This window comes from Marinobacter gelidimuriae (genome assembly GCF_000372805.1).
Lineage (GTDB): Bacteria > Pseudomonadota > Gammaproteobacteria > Pseudomonadales > Oleiphilaceae > Marinobacter > Marinobacter gelidimuriae.
This window is the reverse complement of record NZ_KB889952.1, coordinates 50,281-67,208: the sequence shown is the minus strand read 5'-3', so window position 1 is coordinate 67,208 and position 16,928 is coordinate 50,281. Positions and strand designations below refer to the sequence as shown.

Sequence of the window (16,928 nt, the reverse complement as noted above, 5' to 3'; positions counted from 1 at the left end):
TCTGATGTAAACAGCGGAGACCGGCTATGGACACAAAAGGCAATAATGAAACCACTCAGCCCGGCAGCAAAGCGCTGCCACGGCTGAGCTTATTGAAAGTGATGCAGAGTATTTTGGCGGGCGCCCTGGGTGTTCAATCCAGCAAGCACCACCAAGAAGATTTTGCCAACCCCAGCCCGTGGGCCTACGTTGTTGGCGGGCTATTGTTTACCGCCTTATTGATTGGTGGCTTGGTGCTTCTGGTGAATGTGGTGCTGGCCAGCGCCTGATCGCTTAAATTCAGTAACCAAGCTACTGGCCAGAAACCCAAATCACCGCCAAAACGACCGCAAGTGTTATCAACACAACGGCCGCAATGGCATCTACCTGGCTATCACTGCGTACAGATTTACTCATACCCGCTTCCTCGTGCTTAATTGAAAACAATTGCGCTCAGTTAAGCACGAATTGCGTAATCTGCCAATTTTAGGGTTAATTATCCGTGTTCCAGCACAATTTTGCCGCTGGACTTGCCCGCCAGAAATGCTTCCAGGGCGTTGGCAAGGCCACTGCGCCCGATGACCTTGGCCGACTTTTCCGTTTGTGGACAGCCCCAAGGGCCGACCAGCTTGTTCCAAATGGCTTGTTTGTCCGCCAGCGGAATTTCTACCGAGTCGACACCCAACAGGTTCACGCCGCGCAATATGAACGGCAGCACGGTGGTAGGCAACTCAATGCCCGCCACCAGGCCGCAACAGCTGACAGATCCGCCGGGCTGTACCTGCTTCAGCAGTTCTGCCAGCGGCGCGCCACCTACGGTGTCCACCGCATTGGCAAACGCCGGTTTTAACATCGGCTTTTTTTGCGCCTCCAGTGCGTCACGGCCCAAAATTTCAGCCGCGCCCAGGGTGCGTAACGTGTCTTCCTGCTCGGCTTTGCCGCTGATAGCCACCACGTCAAAACCCAGAACCGATAGAATTTCCACCGCTACGCTGCCTACTGCACCGCTGGCGCCCGAAACAGCGACTTTGCCCTGTCCTGGCGCAGCGCCCATGATGAGCAGCTTGTGCACGCACAGGCCAGCCGTAAGGCCGGCGGTGCCATAGGTCATGGCGGTTTTCGCCGTCCACCCCTCTGGCATGGCAATACACCAGGCTGCGGGCACGCGAATGTATTCGCCAAATCCGCCAGCGCTGTTCATGCCCAAATCGTAACCGGTCACCAGCACCTGGCTGCCTACACCCAATACGCCAGCAGGCGCGTCAACCGTCAACTCAACCACTTCGCCCGCAGCATCAATACCGGGCGTATGGGGAAAATGCCGGGTAACGCCTTTATTGCCCGAAGCAGACAACGCGTCTTTATAGTTAAGTGACGAGTGGCTGACCCGGATCAGCACGTCGCCAGCCGGCAGGTCGGCGGTGTTTAGGGTGATTTCGCGGCCGCGATACTGGCCATCCTGCTCACTGACCTGCCAGGTCTGGTAAGTCTGTCCGTTTTGCTGCGGGTTGCTCTGAGATTCACTCATCGACGACTCCTTGTTTTGGGCACTGCAGGGTATTAACGACAGAGCCTTTTTAATGCAAGTTCTGATTGCGAAACACACTCAGCAAGCGCCAAACCGTATTCTCAACGGCAGCACTGGCTGCCAGCCCGAGTTTTTCCGGTAATGTGCGTTTGCGTTGATACGACACCGACACCACCTCTGCGCGTTCTGCCGCTTCCAGCAAATACTCGTCGGAGGTTTGTATAGCGTCAATCAGCTTTACGTCTAACGCACGGCGGCCAAACCAGATATCACCGTTGGCAACCGCCGCCATGTCTAACTGGGGCCGGCGCTCGCCTACATAATCTTTAAAAAGCTGGTGGATGTCTTCAAGGTCTGCCAAAAATTTCTGACGGCCTTTGTCGGTGTTCTCACCAAACATGGTCAGGGTGCGCTTATGCTCGCCTGCGGTCAGTACCTCAAAGTCCACGTTATTCTTTTTCAGCAACCGGTGCACGTTGGGCAGTTGCGCCACCACGCCGATGGAACCCAGAATCGCAAACGGCGACGCCACAATGCGGTCTGCTACGCAGGCCATCATATAGCCACCGCTGGCGGCTATTTTGTCTACACACACGGTCAAATTCAGGCCTTTGGCGCGGATGCGGTCCAGCTGTGCTGCCGCCAGGCCGTAGGAGTGCACCATGCCGCCGCCACTTTCCAGACGCACCACCACTTCGTCATGTTCCGGCTTAGCCACACTGAGGACGGCGGTAATGGCACGGCGCAGGCCCTCGGTATCGCTGGCCTTTATGTCACCATCAAAATCCAGCACAAACACGCGTGTTTTGACTGCGTCGTCCGCGATCTCGGCGGTGTCACTTTTTGCGCTTTTAGCTTTGGCTTTTACCTTTTCGGCTTTGCGCTCGGCTTTGTCTTCTTTTTTGCGCAACTTGGCGAAGGCTTTGCGATCGACGTCCGTCATCAATCGCGCTTCGATGCTCTCACGCAATTTACGGTAGCTATCGTTGAGTTTGCGAATGCGCAGTTCACCGTCTTCGTGTTCACTGCTTTTCTCCCGTTGAGCGGCGGAGATAATCAGGGTAATAATCACCACCACAGCCAGCACCAAGGTAACGGCTTTAGCAAGGAAAAGACCATAGTCTGCAAGGAATTCCAAAGGGTTTCTCCCGTAGGTTCAGATAAGCAGGCAAGTGTAACCCAGAGCTCATCGGGTGATAACCCGGGCATAAATTAAAACAATCGTTTGAATGCACTTGACGGCTGCCGCTACCGACCATAAAGTCAGGAACTGAGTCGGGCTGTGTCGCCGTCATCACAACCATTTAAAGGGTCAATTTATGTCCGTAGAACAAATCTTTGAAAAGCTGGAACAGAGTTTTAACGCCGAAGCCGCGCAAGGTCTGGACCTGGTTTTTCAGTTTGATATCGAAAACGACAAAACCTACCACCTGGTGATTAACGACGGCACCTGCAAGCTACACGAAGGCGCCCACGGCGACCCTTCCGTTACCTTGATTATGAACTCCGAAACCCTGGAAGACGTCGTTTCTGGTGAAACTGACGGCATGCAGGCATTCATGGCTGGCCAACTGCGCGCCGAAGGCGACATGATGCTGGCTACCAAACTCGGCGACCTGTTTAACTTGACATCCTCCCCTCCCTTCGCTGATAGCTCAGGAAGAGGATTCCCAAAAAAGGGTTCTACCTGATTGCCCGGGTAGCCGGTTCCTGCTTCATCGAGCGGCTAACGCCGACTCTCCACAGGCTAGAACACGATGCCCTCGCGCTTTGATATTGAGCGCACCCACCAGATCGGCGTTCTCCGAAAACCCGCATTCGACGCATTCAAAACGAGCCTGCGTCTTGCGGTTTTCGGCGCTGACAGTCTGACAAGCTGGGCACGTTTGACTGGTGTAGTGCGCCGGCACCGCCAGCACTTCGCCACCCCGAAACGCCTGCTTGTACGTCAGTTGTCGCCGGAACTCGTGCCAGCCCTGATCCAGTATCGACCGGTTTAGGCCAGATTTGGCAGCGACATGGGTGCCCGGATTTTCCGTTGTGCCCTTGGCCGAAAACGTTACTTTTCGGCCAAGGCGCGTTGCGCCCTGGCCAGCTTGTCCTGGTGTTTTTTGAACGAGCTCACCGGCTCAACAAAGGTGCCATCGGACAGGGTTATAAAGCGGGCGATACCCAGATCCGCGCCGATCATGGAGCTGGACGGATGCTTGGGTGGCTCGATCTCGCGCTCAGTCTGGAAGCTGATAAACCAGTGGCCACCGTCAAATCCGACGGTGCAGTTTTTCACGGTGCCGGGGATTTCGCGAGACTTGCGAAACTTGATCCAACCCAGCCCCGCAGGGAGCTTTACCCGGCTGCTTTCGATTTTGCAGTATTTGTGAAAATTCACGAAGCGGATGCTGTCTCTGGATCGCCCTTTCTTCTTAAATCGCGGGCGCTGTGCGTCACCCACTTTCTGAAAACATCGCTGCCAGGCGGTATCCAGGTCTTTGAGTTTCTGTTGCAGGTTGTCGGTGTACGCCTCTTTTAGCCACTCGGTTTCCAAGTCTTTTTTCCAGCTTGTCACCCACTTGGCCATCGACTCGTAGCGAGGNACGTACTCGCCTTCGGTATCGCACGCGGTATTACACACGGCCAATGCCTGATTCCAAACTAATCAACTCACTTAAATCGGTGACCTCTCGCCGGTTGCGGCAACAGTTTGCAGATTTAACCGGGGCGTACAATAAGCCAGTGCTTTGGAGCCGCGCCTACTTCGTTTCTTCTTGTGGCGGCGCTCCCCTTGAAATCATCAAAGATTACATCAAGAACCAGCAGGGCTAACGCCCTGCACCGCATTCACCCCACACCTAGCTCGGAGTGGGTACCCTGCGGCAAGCAGGATGGGCTGAGTCTGTCTGCGTTTGCCAGGTCGGCGGTTTTAAAGACGAACGTCGTCCAAAGACGTTTTCGCCAGGCGCAACAGGTCGGCGTTTCCTGGCTCGTGCTTGCCAATGTTACCAATGTAGTACTCGAGGGATGTCAAAGCATCCGCCATGGCTTCCAGCACCTGTTCAGATGGCGGCTCGCTGTTGTCCAAAAGCTGGTGCTGGATAGCATCGCCAATACACTGCAGAACTTCCGCGGCATCCGGGTCGTTAATCATCACCAGTCCACCCCAAATGGTGTGCAGGGTGGTGGGCACGTTAGCCAGGTGCAGTTTGTCGTAATCCGATTCAATGAACGCGGTAATCGCTCGTTTGGCCAGAGTCAGCGCGTTACGGGCTTCGTCCGCCACCACCCACACGGCTTCGCGCAGACACAGTGACTCTTCACGGCTATCAGATGGGTTAACGCTTGCCAGATCTGCATCGTTGGTAATGCCACGATTGGCAATCTGCAACACAACGTCTTCGATACCAAGCACAGAGTCCGCCAGACTGTGCAGTTCGGTTTCGTCTGGCAGACGCGATTCGTGCTCCAGCTGGCGCAACTTAATGGCTCCCTTGTTAGCGGTTGCAGCCAAACGCTTCAAATCCAACATCACCAGCGTGTTAGCCAACTTTTCCAAAATTTCGGCAATCAATCCCAGTTCAGCCAAGTCCGGTTCGATACCACGCTCAATGATGTCCAGCTTGTCTTTCAGTTGGTTCAGCTCATCCTGCATTGCTTCTGACAAGGACTTGAGCACATCACTGCCCGGGCCGTAAAGTTTGCGGGAATGAGCCTCCAGAATGGCGTCCGAAAATTCTGCAGGCGCCAGGCGAAAGGCCTGAAGCACCTGCGCGACTTCGGGATTGGCCGAGCCACTGCAATGCAGCAGGTACACCAGATCGGTAAGCAAGTCGTCAGGTATTGGTTTATTGGCAGAATCAGCACCCACGTAAACCAGTTGGCGGGCGTATTTTTCAATCGCCATGAACAGGCGTTTACGAGCCTTGGAAAACAGCATTGCACGGTCAAGCATGGTATCGGCAACAATTTCCACCAGGCACCACAGTTGCCCCTGGGGTTTTCCGTTGCACAGCCGCGCAAAACCACGAGCGGCACGGCTGATGAGCTTCTTTGTTACTGCGTCGTTGCGTTCGTGCAAAATGCCCAGCAGCGCCACTTGATAGGTCAAGCGCATGCGCCGGGCCATAATGTCGACATCGCTGGTGTCGTCGTCGGCGACAGGCCGCAGTTTCATGCCTTTGCAAAAGTCCGGGCGTTGCGCAAGGTCGAGCTTGAAATGCCAGGATTCCGGGTAAACAGCTTCGTTGCGCGCTTCGCGCAGTTCGTTGATCACCGGTAACAGCAGATTGGGGTGGTCCTGGCGCTGATGGTGGTGGTATTCCACGTATCGGCGCAGTACGAATAAAGCTTTGTTGAGCGTGGTTAACAGAATATTCTTGTCGGTGGTTGCACCAACTGGAACGTTATTGCAGGTACTTACCGCCTCCTCGCACAGCAAGGTTCCGCCACGCAGCTCCACCAGTGTGAAGGTGCCCCGCAGCTGATTCAGACAGTCCAGGCAGTTTTGCAGATCTTCGTCACTCTCCCGGTTTTCCTGAAAGCGCGCAAGGCCGTTTTCAGCCTGCCGGATGGTTTGCTCGATTTCACTTTTAACGAGATCGAATGACTGCGATTTCGTTGCCAGAGACGATTGCACCATAACTTACGCTTCCCTGTTGACCCTGCGGTGGCACCGCACGCTGTTTTAACCGGTTACATCAAAAAATGTAGTAACTCCCATCAGTTATAACACAATTTTCACGCCACTCAACCAAGGCGTCAGGGCCAGGTAATGTCTTTCTACCCAGCTTGCTACGCAGTTCCTGACGCAGTTCCCGACCCAGTTCTCATTCTGCACCCAGAACCTGGCTCCACACAGTCGAGCCGGCTTTTTTTTCCATCATCGCCATAAACTCGCGATGGGCCAGATCTTCATCTGCACTGGCACGAATCACCTGCAGTGCCTCGCGGGCGGCCTGCACCCGGCGGATGCCATCGCCGTGGGCACCCTCACCCGAGCCGGCATCCAGCAACAGCGCGGTTTGGCCGCCCGTTAACAGCAAGTACACATCGGCTAGAATTTCCGCATCCAGCAGAGCGCCGTGCAATTCGCGATTGCTGTTGTCTACCCCGTAGCGTTTGCACAGGGCGTTCAGGTTGTTTTTTTGACCGGGGTGGCGCTTGCGGGCAATGGCCAGAGTATCAACAATTCCACAGTGTTCGGCGGTTTTACGGCCGCCGTCAAGACGGCCAAATTCGGCGTCCATAAAGCCGACGTCAAATGCCGCGTTGTGGATTACCAGCTCCGCGCCGCGGATAAACTCGAAAAATTCGTCAGCAACAACCGCAAACAGTGGCTTGTCGGCCAGAAACTCGTTGGTGATGCCGTGTATGGCAATGGCTTCGGCTTCTACTTCGCGGCCAGGATTTACGTAAACATGATAGTTGCGCCCGGTTAACGCCCGCTCAACCAGCTCTACGCAGCCAATTTCGATAACCCGGTGGCCTTCGTTGGGGTCAATACCGGTAGTTTCGGTATCCAGTACAATTTGTCGCATGCAGTTACCCTTTATCCTTTTATGCTGAGCCGGTTAACCGGTCAGCTCTTCAACGCCTTGGTTGGCCAGCTGGTCGGCCAGTTCGTTATCTGGCACGCCGGCGTGCCCTTTCACCCAGTGCCAGTTTACCCGGTGGCGCTCGCTTTGTTCATCCAGGGCTTTCCACAGATCGTCATTTTTAACCGGCTTTTTAGCCGCCGTTTTCCAACCGTTGCGTTTCCAGCCGGCCAGCCACTCGGTGATGCCTTTACGCACGTACTGGGAGTCGGTATATAGCTCTACGTCACAATCACGCTTTAGCGCTTTCAGCCCTTCAATCGCGGCCATCAGCTCCATGCGGTTATTGGTGGTGTGCTGCTCGCCACCGTGCAAGGTTTTGCAAACCTCGCCCCAGCGCAGCACCACTCCCCAACCGCCGCGCCCAGGGTTGCCCTTGCAGGCGCCGTCGGTGTACATAATCACGTTACCGCTCATTCACTCTCCTGATGATTCTGATGGCGAGTACGCGCCACTCCCACCGGGCGGCTACCCGCCAGGCTTATAACCTTGCTTTTACTCCAGGCACGTCGGCCAGGCGTGCGGGCCAGTTCGCGTTTGCGCGCAAGGATACAGTAATAAGCGCCGCCCGGCATGAACCCGCTAGGCTGCCGCTTTACCGGATTGCGTGCACAGCGCTGTAACGGTAAACCGTAAAAGCGGGTCACCGAATGTTCTATTTGAAAGCCCAATAACCGCAACCAGTCTTCCATTCGCCCCGCTGGCATAAAACGCCCGCTCCAGGGACCGCCCGACGGCCTGCCAAAGCGCCCGGACAAAAGTCGGCGCAGCCCCCAAACACTGAACGGATTAAAACCGGTAATAGCGATGCAGCCCTCCCCCCTTAACACCCTCGCCGACTCCCGCAGAACCTGATGGGGGTAACGGGAAAAATCCGCCGTGTGGGGCAAAATAATCAGATCCATCGAATCACCGGGAAATGGCAGCTCATCCGCGTCGCAAACCGCAACCCCGTCAGGAATATCCGGATGCCATTGAGGCACGGCAATAATTCGTTGCAAAAAGTCGGTGCCGGTTGCCAGCGGCAGGCGATGGCTGACGCCGACCTGCAACTGACGGGCGCCGGTGTGGTTGGCCAGTTTATGGTCAAGGTACTGGCGCTGGTCCGCCAGCAGAGCCCGGCCAAGCGGAGTCTGAAACCAGTGCTCGAAGCTGTCATGGCGTGCCTGGTAATCAATAGCTTCTTCGAGTTTCACTATACTTCTGCTCCTGTTAGCCCTGCTTTTTAACCCCGCTTTTCAACTCTAAAGCTAAACCGGCGCACGCCACCCGGGCCTGCAAGTTTTGGGGTAAATCGATGAATGCTTTATCATAGCAGCCACATTGGCTAAGCACATGGGTGGGTTATGTTGACGATTTCTGCAATACCGGCGTTCAATGACAACTATATATGGTGCATCGCTGACCCGCATCGGCACAACGCCCTGATTGTGGACCCGGGCCAGGCGCAACCGGTTCTGGACCACCTGGCGCAACAGGGCCTGGCGCTCACCGCCATTCTAATCACCCATCACCACCCTGATCACGTTGGCGGCGTAAAAGCGCTGCGCGAAGCGTATCCCGACTGCCGGGTAATTGGCCCGGCCGACAGCCCGTTCAAAGGCAGCACAAACCCCATCCATCCTGGCGACACCGCGCTGTGGGAGGGCATTACGTTCACCAGCATGGCGGTCCCGGGCCACACCCTGGACCATATCGCCTTTTTTACCGACGACACAGCCATAACCGGGCGACCGCTGCTGTTCGCCGGCGACACTCTGTTCGTTTCAGGTTGTGGCCGGCTCTTTGAAGGCACACCGGCGCAGATGCGCCAATCCCTGGAAAGCCTGCGTCAGTTGCCTGACAACACGGCCGTCTATTGCGCTCACGAGTACACTCTGGCGAATCTCAGGTTTGCCCGCAGCTGGTTGCCACAATCAAGTGCGCTGGCCGATTTTGAACGGCAATGCGAGCAGGCACGGGCGAATAACAAGGCAACAGTGCCGTCCACCCTGGCTGAGGAAAAACGTCTGAACCTGTTTCTGCGCTGGAACGATCCCGAGGTAATTGATGTTGCTAAAAGTTATGCTAATGAGCACACACTGCCGATGGAAAGCGCAGACGACGTCTTTGCCGCGATTCGTCACAGCAAGGATCACTTTCGCGGTTAACAGATCAAGATAGGGACAGATTTAAAATCTGTCCCTGATTTGTGCGATCCTCTCGCAGCGGTAACAATCAGTTTCTTGACCACTGGTAAACCACACCCATAGAATCCTCCTACCTTTTTATTTGCAGCCAAAGTCGCCGGGCACAATTTGCCACTGGTTTGGCCAACTATTATCCCGGAACGCTGTTTATGTCGCCCAACCGATTACTAACCTGCCTGTTTAGCGCCGCTCTTATTGCCGGATGCGCCATTGAACGTCCACTCAGTGGCGGTGATAGCCCTCTCGATTCCACCCATGTAGCCGTCGCCAGCGGTGATGGCAACCTTAAAGAGGCGGTCCTCAAAGGCCAAGCCGATGCCAGCCAAGATGACCCGCTAGACGACGCCATTGCCCCGGAGCTAAAAGCCCAGGCCAGAACCGCCCGAAGTAAGCTAAACGCCGCCAATATTAAACAGCCCGCAACGCTAGCCGATAACGCTCTTGAAAACGGGATCAAGACCGAAAACACCGATTTGTGGCAACGCCTGCGGGACGGCTTTGCGCTGGATCATGAGGTAGACCAACCGCGCCTGGAACAGCAGCTGGCCTGGTTTGCCAGTCACCCTCGCTACATTGAGCGGGTGATGGAGCGCGGTAGCCGCTACTTTCACTACATCATCAGCGAGACCGAACGCCGTGGCCTGCCCACAGAACTGGCCCTACTGCCCATTGTAGAAAGTGCCTTTGACCCGTTCGCCTACTCCCACGGCCGCGCCGCCGGGCTCTGGCAGTTTGTACCAGCCACCGGAAAATACTTCGGCTTAACCCAAAGCTGGTGGCACGATGACCGCCGCGATGTCATTGCTGCTACCGACGCTGCTTTGACCTACCTCGAACGCCTGAGCAAGCGCTTTGACGGCGACTACACACTTGCGCTGGCTGCGTATAACAGCGGCGGCGGCACGGTTTCCAGCGCCATACGCCGCAATACAAACGCTGACAAACCAACGGATTTCTGGTCGCTGGAGCTGCCGAAAGAAACCCGCCACTACGTACCAAAGCTACTAGCCTTGGCGAAAATCTTCGCCGATCCGCAAGCTTATGGTATCGATCTGCCAGCGTTGGCCAACGAACCTTACTTCGCCGTGGTTGAAACCGGCTCGCAGCTAGACCTGGCCAAAGCCGCCGAACTGGCCGCGACCGATATAGACGAAATGTACCTGCTAAACCCGTCTTTTAACCGCTGGGCCACCAACCCCGATGGCCCGCACCGGCTGTTGGTGCCCGTGGCCAGCGCGGAACGCTTTCGCAAGGCCCTGAAAACCTACCCGGTCAATCAACGTGTGTCCTGGCGCAACTACAGGGTGCGCTCCGGGGATAGCCTAAGCACCATAGCCCAGCGTTTTGAAACCACCACACCGGTCATCCGCAAGCTTAATAAACTCAACGGCGACACAATCCGTATCGGCCAGCGCCTGATGATCCCATCCGCAACCGGCGACAGCGAAACCTATGCCCTAAGCGCCGCCCAGCGTCTGGAAAAGAAACAGTCGCGGCCGCGTGATGGCGACAAAGTCAGCTACCACGTTCGGTCCGGGGACACCTTCTGGGATATCGCCCGAGAACACCGGGTGAAAGTGCGTGAACTGGCTGCCTGGAACAGCATGGCACCCGGCGACCCGCTGATTCCGGGCAAGAAGCTCGTGATCTGGTCGCAAAACGCCCAAACCACGGTGGCCAGTTCCGATTCCAGTGCCAGTGCCAGTGCCAGTGCGCGGATCAAAGCTCTGGTGCGCAAAGTCGGCTACAGTGTGCGCAAAGGTGATTCACTGGCGGCCATTGCCGGGCGCTTTTCGGTGAATATCAGCGATATCGCTGGCTGGAATGACCTAAATACCGAGCATTATCTGCAACCTGGACAAAGTCTGGTACTCTACGTGGACATCCGTAATAGCCCGTAATCGGGTAGCCATACAAAGTGGTTAAAATAAAAAGGTGCCCATGATAAAAAAACGCTCGAATACGCCATTGGCCCGATCTTTTAACCACTTATTTTGCGCTGCTGCCATCGGCTTCGCCATGGTTACAGCGCCGCTAATGGCGCAAAACAGCGACGCACCTCCGGCATCAAACACCAACCCGCAGCATGGCATCGCCATGCACGGTAAACCGAAATACCCACCGAATTTTTCCCATTTCGACTACGTCAATCCGAGCGCACCGAAAGGCGACACTTTGCGCCTTGCGGTAGTCGCCAACGGTTTTGACACCTTCAACCCGTTTCATTTGCGCGGAGTGGCGGCGGCCGGCATCAGTGGTTATCTTTACGACACCCTGATGGAGTCATCCGCCGACGAGCCGTTTTCGGCCTATGGCCTGATTGCCGAATCCATTGAAACACCCGCCGACCGCAGCTACGTGGTGTTCAACTTGCGCCCCGAAGCCCGTTTTCAAGACGGCGAACCGATTACCGCCGAAGACGTCGCATTTTCCTTTAACACGCTGGTTACCGAAGGTCATCCGTTTTTTCGCAACTACTACGCCGATGTCAGCAACGTAACCGTGGAGAGCCCTCGGCGTATACGATTTGATTTCGACACCACCAAAAACCGCGAATTACCGATGATTCTGGGGCAACTGCCCATATTGCCGGCACACTACTGGGCCGATCGCGAATTCGGCGACAGCGGCTTGACGCCTCCACTGGGAAGCGGCCCCTATCGGATTGCCGAATTCGATGCCGGGCGGTCAGTGACCTATGAACGGGTGAATGACTACTGGGCGAAAGATTTGGGCGTGCGCAAAGGCCGCTACAACTTCAACCAGATCCGCTATGACTACTATAACGACGACACCGTCGCCCTGGAGGCGTTCAAAGCCGGTAATTTTGATTTCCGTCTGGAGTCCTCCGCCAAAAACTGGGCTACCTCCTACACCGGGCAACGCTTCGAAAGCGGTGAAATTATCACCGAAACCATTGGCCACCAGCGGCCAGCCGGCATGCAGGGCTTTGTGTTCAATACTCGCAAGGCCATTTTCAGTGATCCCAGAGTGCGCAAAGCGCTGACCTACGCATTCGATTTTGAATGGGCCAACCAAAACCTGTTTTATGACCAGTACACTCGTAGCGACAGCTATTTCGCCAACAGTGATTTGGCATCTTCAGGCTTGCCCGAGGGCCGCGAACTGGAAATTCTTGAGCCCTACCGCGATTCATTGCCGCCACGGGTGTTCAATCAAACCTATCAGCCTCCGGTGACCGACGGCCAGCAGGGTTTACGTGCCAACCTCAAGATTGCATTGGAAGAACTGCGTGCTGCCGGCTACAGCATCAAGAACGGCAAAATGGTACACAGCGAAACAGGTGAAACCCTGGCCTTTGAAGTGCTGTTGTTTCAGAAAACATTTGAGCGGGTGGTATTGCCGTTCAAAAACAACCTGGCACGCCTTGGGGTAGACGTCACAGTTCGTCTGGTAGACAGCAACCAGTACGTGCAGCGGGTGCGTTCGTTTGATTACGACATGACCACCCAGGTGTTTGGCCAGTCTGACTCCCCCGGCAACGAACAGCGCGACTACTGGCATTCGAGCAACGTGAATGTAAATGGCTCACGCAATTACGTTGGCGTGAACAATCCGGTGGTCGATGAACTGATTGAACAGGTGATTCAAGCGCCCGACCGCGAAGAACTGGTGTATCGCACCCGCGCCCTGGACCGGGTTTTGTTAAACGAGTATTACGTGGTGCCACACTGGTATCTTGCCAGTGATCGTGTGGCTTACTGGTCACATTTAAAGCACCCCGGACACACTGCCAAGAACGGCGTCGACATCAACAATTGGTGGGTAGAGCGCTAAATGGGCGTTTACATTCTGCGTCGGCTGGCGCTGATTATTCCCACCTTGATCGGCATTATGCTGCTCAACTTCGCGATTGTTCAGGCGGCCCCGGGCGGCCCGATTGAACAAATGATTTCTCAGATGCAGGGCCACGGTGGCAACTCCCTGGCCCGCGCCGGTGGCGGCGACAGCAGCGGCGAAGTGGTTACCAGCGTTGACAGCCGCGGCAGCCGCGGTATTCCGGACGAATTGCTGAAAGAAATCGAAGTCATGTACGGCTTCGACAAGCCCGCCCACGAGCGCTTTTTCAAAATGTTCAAAGACTACGCCACTCTCGATTTCGGCGACTCGTTTTTCCGTGACAAAAGCGTGCTGGAACTGATTCTGGACAAAATGCCGGTGTCCATTTCCCTCGGATTCTGGTCCACGCTTATTATCTATCTGATTTCTATTCCGCTGGGCATTCGCAAAGCGGTCAGTGACGGCTCACGCTTTGACGTATGGAGCAGTTCGGCAATTGTGATTGGCTATGCCATTCCCGGCTTCCTGTTTGCCATATTGCTGATCGTACTGTTTGCCGGCGGCAGCTACTATGACTGGTTCCCCCTGCGCGGGCTTACCTCCAGCAATTTCGACGAAATGACCTGGTATCAGCAGGTGGGCGACTATTTCTGGCACCTGGCGCTGCCGGTGACGGCCAATGTGATTGGCGGTTTTGCCACGCTCACCTTGCTGACCAAAAACTCGTTTATGGATGAAATCGGCAAGCACTACGTGGTCACTGCCCGCGCAAAAGGCCTGGAAGAAAAGCAGGTGCTTTACGGCCACGTCTTCCGCAACGCCATGCTGATTGTGATCGCCAGTCTGCCCGGGGTTCTGGTGTCGCTGTTTTTCACCGGAGCCTTGCTGATTGAGGTTATCTTCTCCCTCGACGGTCTTGGGCTACTGGGCTTTGAAGCGGCCCTGAACCGGGATTACCCGGTGATATTTGGCACCCTGTTCATATTCACTCTGATGGGCCTGTTGCTGAAGCTAATCAGCGACATCACCTACGTATTGGTAGACCCGCGCATCGATTTCGAAAGCCGGGAAGGTGCCTGACCCGTGGCAACCTTGACCGCATTATTCCCAAAGCTAACCCCCATACAGAAGCGCAGGCTCGCTAACTTCCGCGCCAATGGTCGCGGCTTTTGGTCGCTGTGGCTGTTTTTGCTGCTGTTCGGACTGGCCCTGATGGCAGAGGTCATTGCCAACGATTCGCCGCTGCTGGTGTCGTATCAGGGCCAGTTGTACGCCCCGGTTGTTCAGGATGTTCCGGAGGAAACCTTTGGCGGCTTTCTACCTACCACCGCAGATTACCGCGACCCGTTTATCGCTGATGAAATCAACGCTAACGGCTGGATGCTGTGGCCACCCATCCGCTTCAGTTACAACACCATCAATTACAATCTGGACGTGCCTTCGCCGGCGCCACCCAGCGCCGAAAACTGGCTAGGCACAGACGACCAGGGCCGCGATGTTGCCGCCAGGGTTATTTACGGCTTCCGCATTTCCGTGCTGTTCGGGCTAATTCTGACCCTGGCCAGCTGCGTAATGGGCGTTTCCGTAGGTGCACTGCAAGGTTTTTACGGCGGCAAAGTGGACCTGTTTGGCCAGCGTTTTATCGAAATCTGGTCCGGCCTGCCGGTGCTCTACTTGCTGATTATTCTGTCTGGCATTGTGCAGCCAAACTTCTGGTGGCTGCTGGGCATTATGCTGCTGTTCAGCTGGATGGGGCTGGTGGATGTGGTGCGTGCCGAATTTTTGCGCGCGCGTAATTTTGAATATGTGAAGGCGGCAAGGGCACTGGGGCTGGACAACCGGAAAATCATGTTCCGCCATATTCTGCCCAACGCCATGGTGGCCACTCTCACCTTTTTACCGTTTATATTAACCGGCGCCATTACCGGGCTGACCTCGCTGGATTTTCTGGGTTTTGGTCTGCCTTCCGGGTCGCCGTCATTGGGCGAACTGATTGCCCAAGGCAAAGCCAACCTTCATGCCCCCTGGCTGGGCATCTCGGCGTTCGTGTCCCTGTCGGTGATGCTGACGTTGCTGGTGTTTGTCGGCGAAGCGGTGCGCGATGCTTTTGACCCGAGGAAAAACTGATATGGCGGGTCAAAAAACACAGCCGTTATTATCCATTAATGACCTGTCCATCAGCTTTAACGGCCAGCCGCCCCTGGTGCGAGGCCTGGATATTCAGGTGCACGCCGGAGAAACCTTGGCCTTGGTCGGTGAAAGCGGTTCTGGCAAATCCATTTCAGCGCTGTCTGTGCTGCGCCTGTTGGACGCCCGCCACGTTAGTTACCCCAGCGGCCAGATTCTGTTCCACGATGAAGACCTGCTAAAAGCCCCGGAAAACCGCCTACGCCAGGTGCGCGGGCGCCAGATCAGCATGATTTTCCAGGAGCCGATGACCTCGCTGAACCCGCTGCACACCGTGGAAAAACAAATCAGCGAAACACTGGCCTTACACAAAGGCCTGCGCGGTGACCAGGCTCGGGCCCGCTGCCTGGAGCTGCTGCAATTGGTCGGTATAGACGATCCGAAAAGCCGCCTGGCCAGCTACCCGCATCAGTTGTCTGGCGGGCAGAAACAGCGGGTAATGATCGCTATGGCGCTGGCCAACGAGCCGGAACTGCTGATCGCTGACGAGCCCACCACCGCGCTGGACGTAACCGTGCAAAAGCAGGTCCTGGAACTGTTGCAGCAGTTGCAGGAAAAGCTGGGCATGGCCATTTTGCTGATCACCCACAATTTAACCATTGTGCGCCGCTACGCCGACCGGGTGGTGGTGATGGAACAAGGCCAGTTGGTGGAACAGGCCACGGTTGAAACTCTGTTTACAACGCCACAGCATCCGTATACCAAATGCCTGCTAGACGCCGAACCACCCGAATCACCGCCCGCCAGGCCCGACATTGAAAATGCAACGCTGCTGCTGCGGGTTCGTGATTTGAATGTGCGCTTTACCATGGCCAAAACCCTGCTAGGGCGCGTAAAATCGAGCTTCCATGCGGTACAAGACGTTAATTTTGAGCTGGAACGGGGCCAGACTCTGGGCATTGTAGGCGAAAGCGGCAGCGGCAAAACCACCATCGGCCACGCTCTGCTGAAGCTGACGGCGGCCAGCGGTCACATTGATCTGGATGGCCAGCCCTTAGCGAACCTGAACCAGAGACAGTTCCGCCCTTTTCGCAAACGTATTCAGATTGTGTTTCAGGATCCGTTTGGCAGCCTTAGCCCGCGCATGTCGATTGCCGAGATTGTTCAGGAAGGCCTTGAAATTCATACGCCAGACACCCCTGAAGCCCAAGACGCGCTGGTGGTGCAGGCGCTGACGGACGTGGGTTTAAACCCGCAGGACCGCCACCGCTACCCGCATGAATTTTCCGGCGGTCAGCGCCAACGTGTGGCCATTGCCCGGGCTCTGGTATTGCAACCGGATTTGATCATCCTGGACGAGCCAACCTCGGCTCTGGACCGAACCGTACAAAAGCAGGTGATTGAGCTGTTACAATCGCTGCAACGAAAATATGCGCTAAGCTACATTTTTATCAGTCACGACCTGGCGGTGGTTCGGGCGCTGAGCCACAAACTGTTGGTGTTGCAGCATGGCCGAATTGTGGAATACGGCAAAGCCGCCGAGATATTTGCCGCACCTGAACAGCCGTACACACGGGAGCTGCTGAATGCAGCCTTCTTTTACCAGAAAACTTTAGACGACTAAAATGAGCCTTACGCCCGGCAATCAAACCGGGATAATGCCCGCAAATCTTGAACACAGCGTCATTCGTTAATAAAGCGTAACGCGTTAATATA

Annotated in this window: 15 protein-coding genes and 2 pseudogenes; 9 read left to right on the top strand and 8 right to left on the bottom strand. The window is 55.7% G+C overall.

The window, feature by feature from the left end; genetic code table 11:
- Positions 1-26: 26 nt before the first annotated feature.
- Positions 27-269 (top strand): DUF2970 domain-containing protein, encoded by a 243-nt coding sequence (locus A3OI_RS0118500; protein ID WP_018405693.1) that lies wholly within the window; start codon positions 27-29, stop codon positions 267-269.
- Positions 270-475: 206 nt separating this feature from the next.
- Here the strand turns inward: A3OI_RS0118500 and A3OI_RS0118490 are convergent, their stop codons facing one another.
- Together A3OI_RS0118490 and sohB are read right to left on the bottom strand one after the other, a co-directional pair.
- Positions 476-1,507, bottom strand: coding sequence for a YhdH/YhfP family quinone oxidoreductase (locus A3OI_RS0118490; RefSeq protein ID WP_018405691.1), 1,032 nt, complete (start codon positions 1,505-1,507; stop codon positions 476-478).
- 49 nt (positions 1,508-1,556) lie between these two features.
- On the bottom strand, positions 1,557-2,645 hold the full coding sequence (gene sohB / locus A3OI_RS0118485; RefSeq protein ID WP_018405690.1) for a protease SohB: 1,089 nt from the start codon (positions 2,643-2,645) through the stop codon (positions 1,557-1,559).
- Positions 2,646-2,826: 181 nt separating this feature from the next.
- Between sohB and A3OI_RS0118480 the strand changes: the two are divergent.
- Positions 2,827-3,129: pseudogene (locus A3OI_RS0118480) on the top strand (SCP2 sterol-binding domain-containing protein); the annotation flags it as partial.
- A 93-nt stretch (positions 3,130-3,222) separates the two neighbouring features.
- On the opposite strand, the gene A3OI_RS23495 reads toward A3OI_RS0118480, so the two are convergent.
- The gene (locus A3OI_RS23495) at positions 3,223-3,426 is read right to left on the bottom strand and encodes a zinc ribbon domain-containing protein (protein WP_267283318.1); all 204 of its coding nucleotides are present in this window, start codon (positions 3,424-3,426) and stop codon (positions 3,223-3,225) included.
- Positions 3,427-3,566: 140 nt separating this feature from the next.
- Positions 3,567-4,139: an RNA-guided endonuclease InsQ/TnpB family protein gene (locus A3OI_RS24165; protein WP_155903235.1), complete on the bottom strand. Its 573-nt coding sequence runs from the start codon at positions 4,137-4,139 to the stop codon at positions 3,567-3,569.
- A 14-nt stretch (positions 4,140-4,153) separates the two neighbouring features.
- Between A3OI_RS24165 and tnpA the strand changes: the two are divergent.
- Positions 4,154-4,330: pseudogene (gene tnpA, locus A3OI_RS22465) on the top strand (IS200/IS605 family transposase); the annotation flags it as partial.
- Between the two features lie 97 nt (positions 4,331-4,427).
- Here the strand turns inward: tnpA and A3OI_RS0118465 are convergent.
- The 4 genes from A3OI_RS0118465 to A3OI_RS0118450 all read right to left on the bottom strand — a co-directional run bounded on the left by A3OI_RS0118465 (position 4,428) and on the right by A3OI_RS0118450 (position 8,291).
- The gene (locus A3OI_RS0118465; RefSeq protein ID WP_018405688.1) at positions 4,428-6,140 is read right to left on the bottom strand and encodes a hypothetical protein; all 1,713 of its coding nucleotides are present in this window, start codon (positions 6,138-6,140) and stop codon (positions 4,428-4,430) included.
- Between the two features lie 187 nt (positions 6,141-6,327).
- Positions 6,328-7,038 (bottom strand): DNA polymerase III subunit epsilon, encoded by a 711-nt coding sequence (gene dnaQ / locus A3OI_RS0118460; protein WP_018405687.1) that lies wholly within the window; start codon positions 7,036-7,038, stop codon positions 6,328-6,330.
- A gap of 33 nt (positions 7,039-7,071) precedes the next feature.
- Positions 7,072-7,512: a ribonuclease HI gene (gene rnhA, locus A3OI_RS0118455; protein WP_007351039.1), complete on the bottom strand. Its 441-nt coding sequence runs from the start codon at positions 7,510-7,512 to the stop codon at positions 7,072-7,074.
- Entirely contained in the window at positions 7,509-8,291 is a 783-nt protein-coding gene (locus A3OI_RS0118450) for a class I SAM-dependent methyltransferase (protein WP_018405686.1), read from the bottom strand. The genes rnhA and A3OI_RS0118450 overlap by 4 nt, the downstream gene beginning before the upstream one ends.
- 150 nt (positions 8,292-8,441) lie before the next feature.
- Between A3OI_RS0118450 and gloB the strand changes: the two genes are divergently transcribed.
- The 6 genes from gloB (at position 8,442) to A3OI_RS0118420 (ending at position 16,836) form a co-directional block, all read left to right on the top strand.
- On the top strand, positions 8,442-9,245 hold the full coding sequence (gloB, locus tag A3OI_RS0118445; RefSeq protein WP_018405685.1) for a hydroxyacylglutathione hydrolase: 804 nt from the start codon (positions 8,442-8,444) through the stop codon (positions 9,243-9,245).
- 188 nt (positions 9,246-9,433) lie between these two features.
- Positions 9,434-11,185 (top strand): lytic transglycosylase, encoded by a 1,752-nt coding sequence (locus A3OI_RS0118440; protein ID WP_018405684.1) that lies wholly within the window; start codon positions 9,434-9,436, stop codon positions 11,183-11,185.
- 40 nt (positions 11,186-11,225) lie between these two features.
- Positions 11,226-13,082 (top strand): extracellular solute-binding protein, encoded by a 1,857-nt coding sequence (locus tag A3OI_RS0118435; RefSeq protein ID WP_026224295.1) that lies wholly within the window; start codon positions 11,226-11,228, stop codon positions 13,080-13,082.
- Positions 13,083-14,165, top strand: a complete 1,083-nt coding sequence (locus tag A3OI_RS0118430) for a microcin C ABC transporter permease YejB (protein WP_018405681.1) — start codon at positions 13,083-13,085, stop codon at positions 14,163-14,165.
- A gap of 3 nt (positions 14,166-14,168) precedes the next feature.
- Positions 14,169-15,212 (top strand): ABC transporter permease, encoded by a 1,044-nt coding sequence (locus tag A3OI_RS0118425; RefSeq protein WP_018405680.1) that lies wholly within the window; start codon positions 14,169-14,171, stop codon positions 15,210-15,212.
- 1 nt (position 15,213) lies between these two features.
- Entirely contained in the window at positions 15,214-16,836 is a 1,623-nt protein-coding gene (locus tag A3OI_RS0118420; RefSeq protein ID WP_018405679.1) for an ABC transporter ATP-binding protein, read from the top strand.
- The last annotated feature ends 92 nt before the right edge of the window (positions 16,837-16,928 follow it).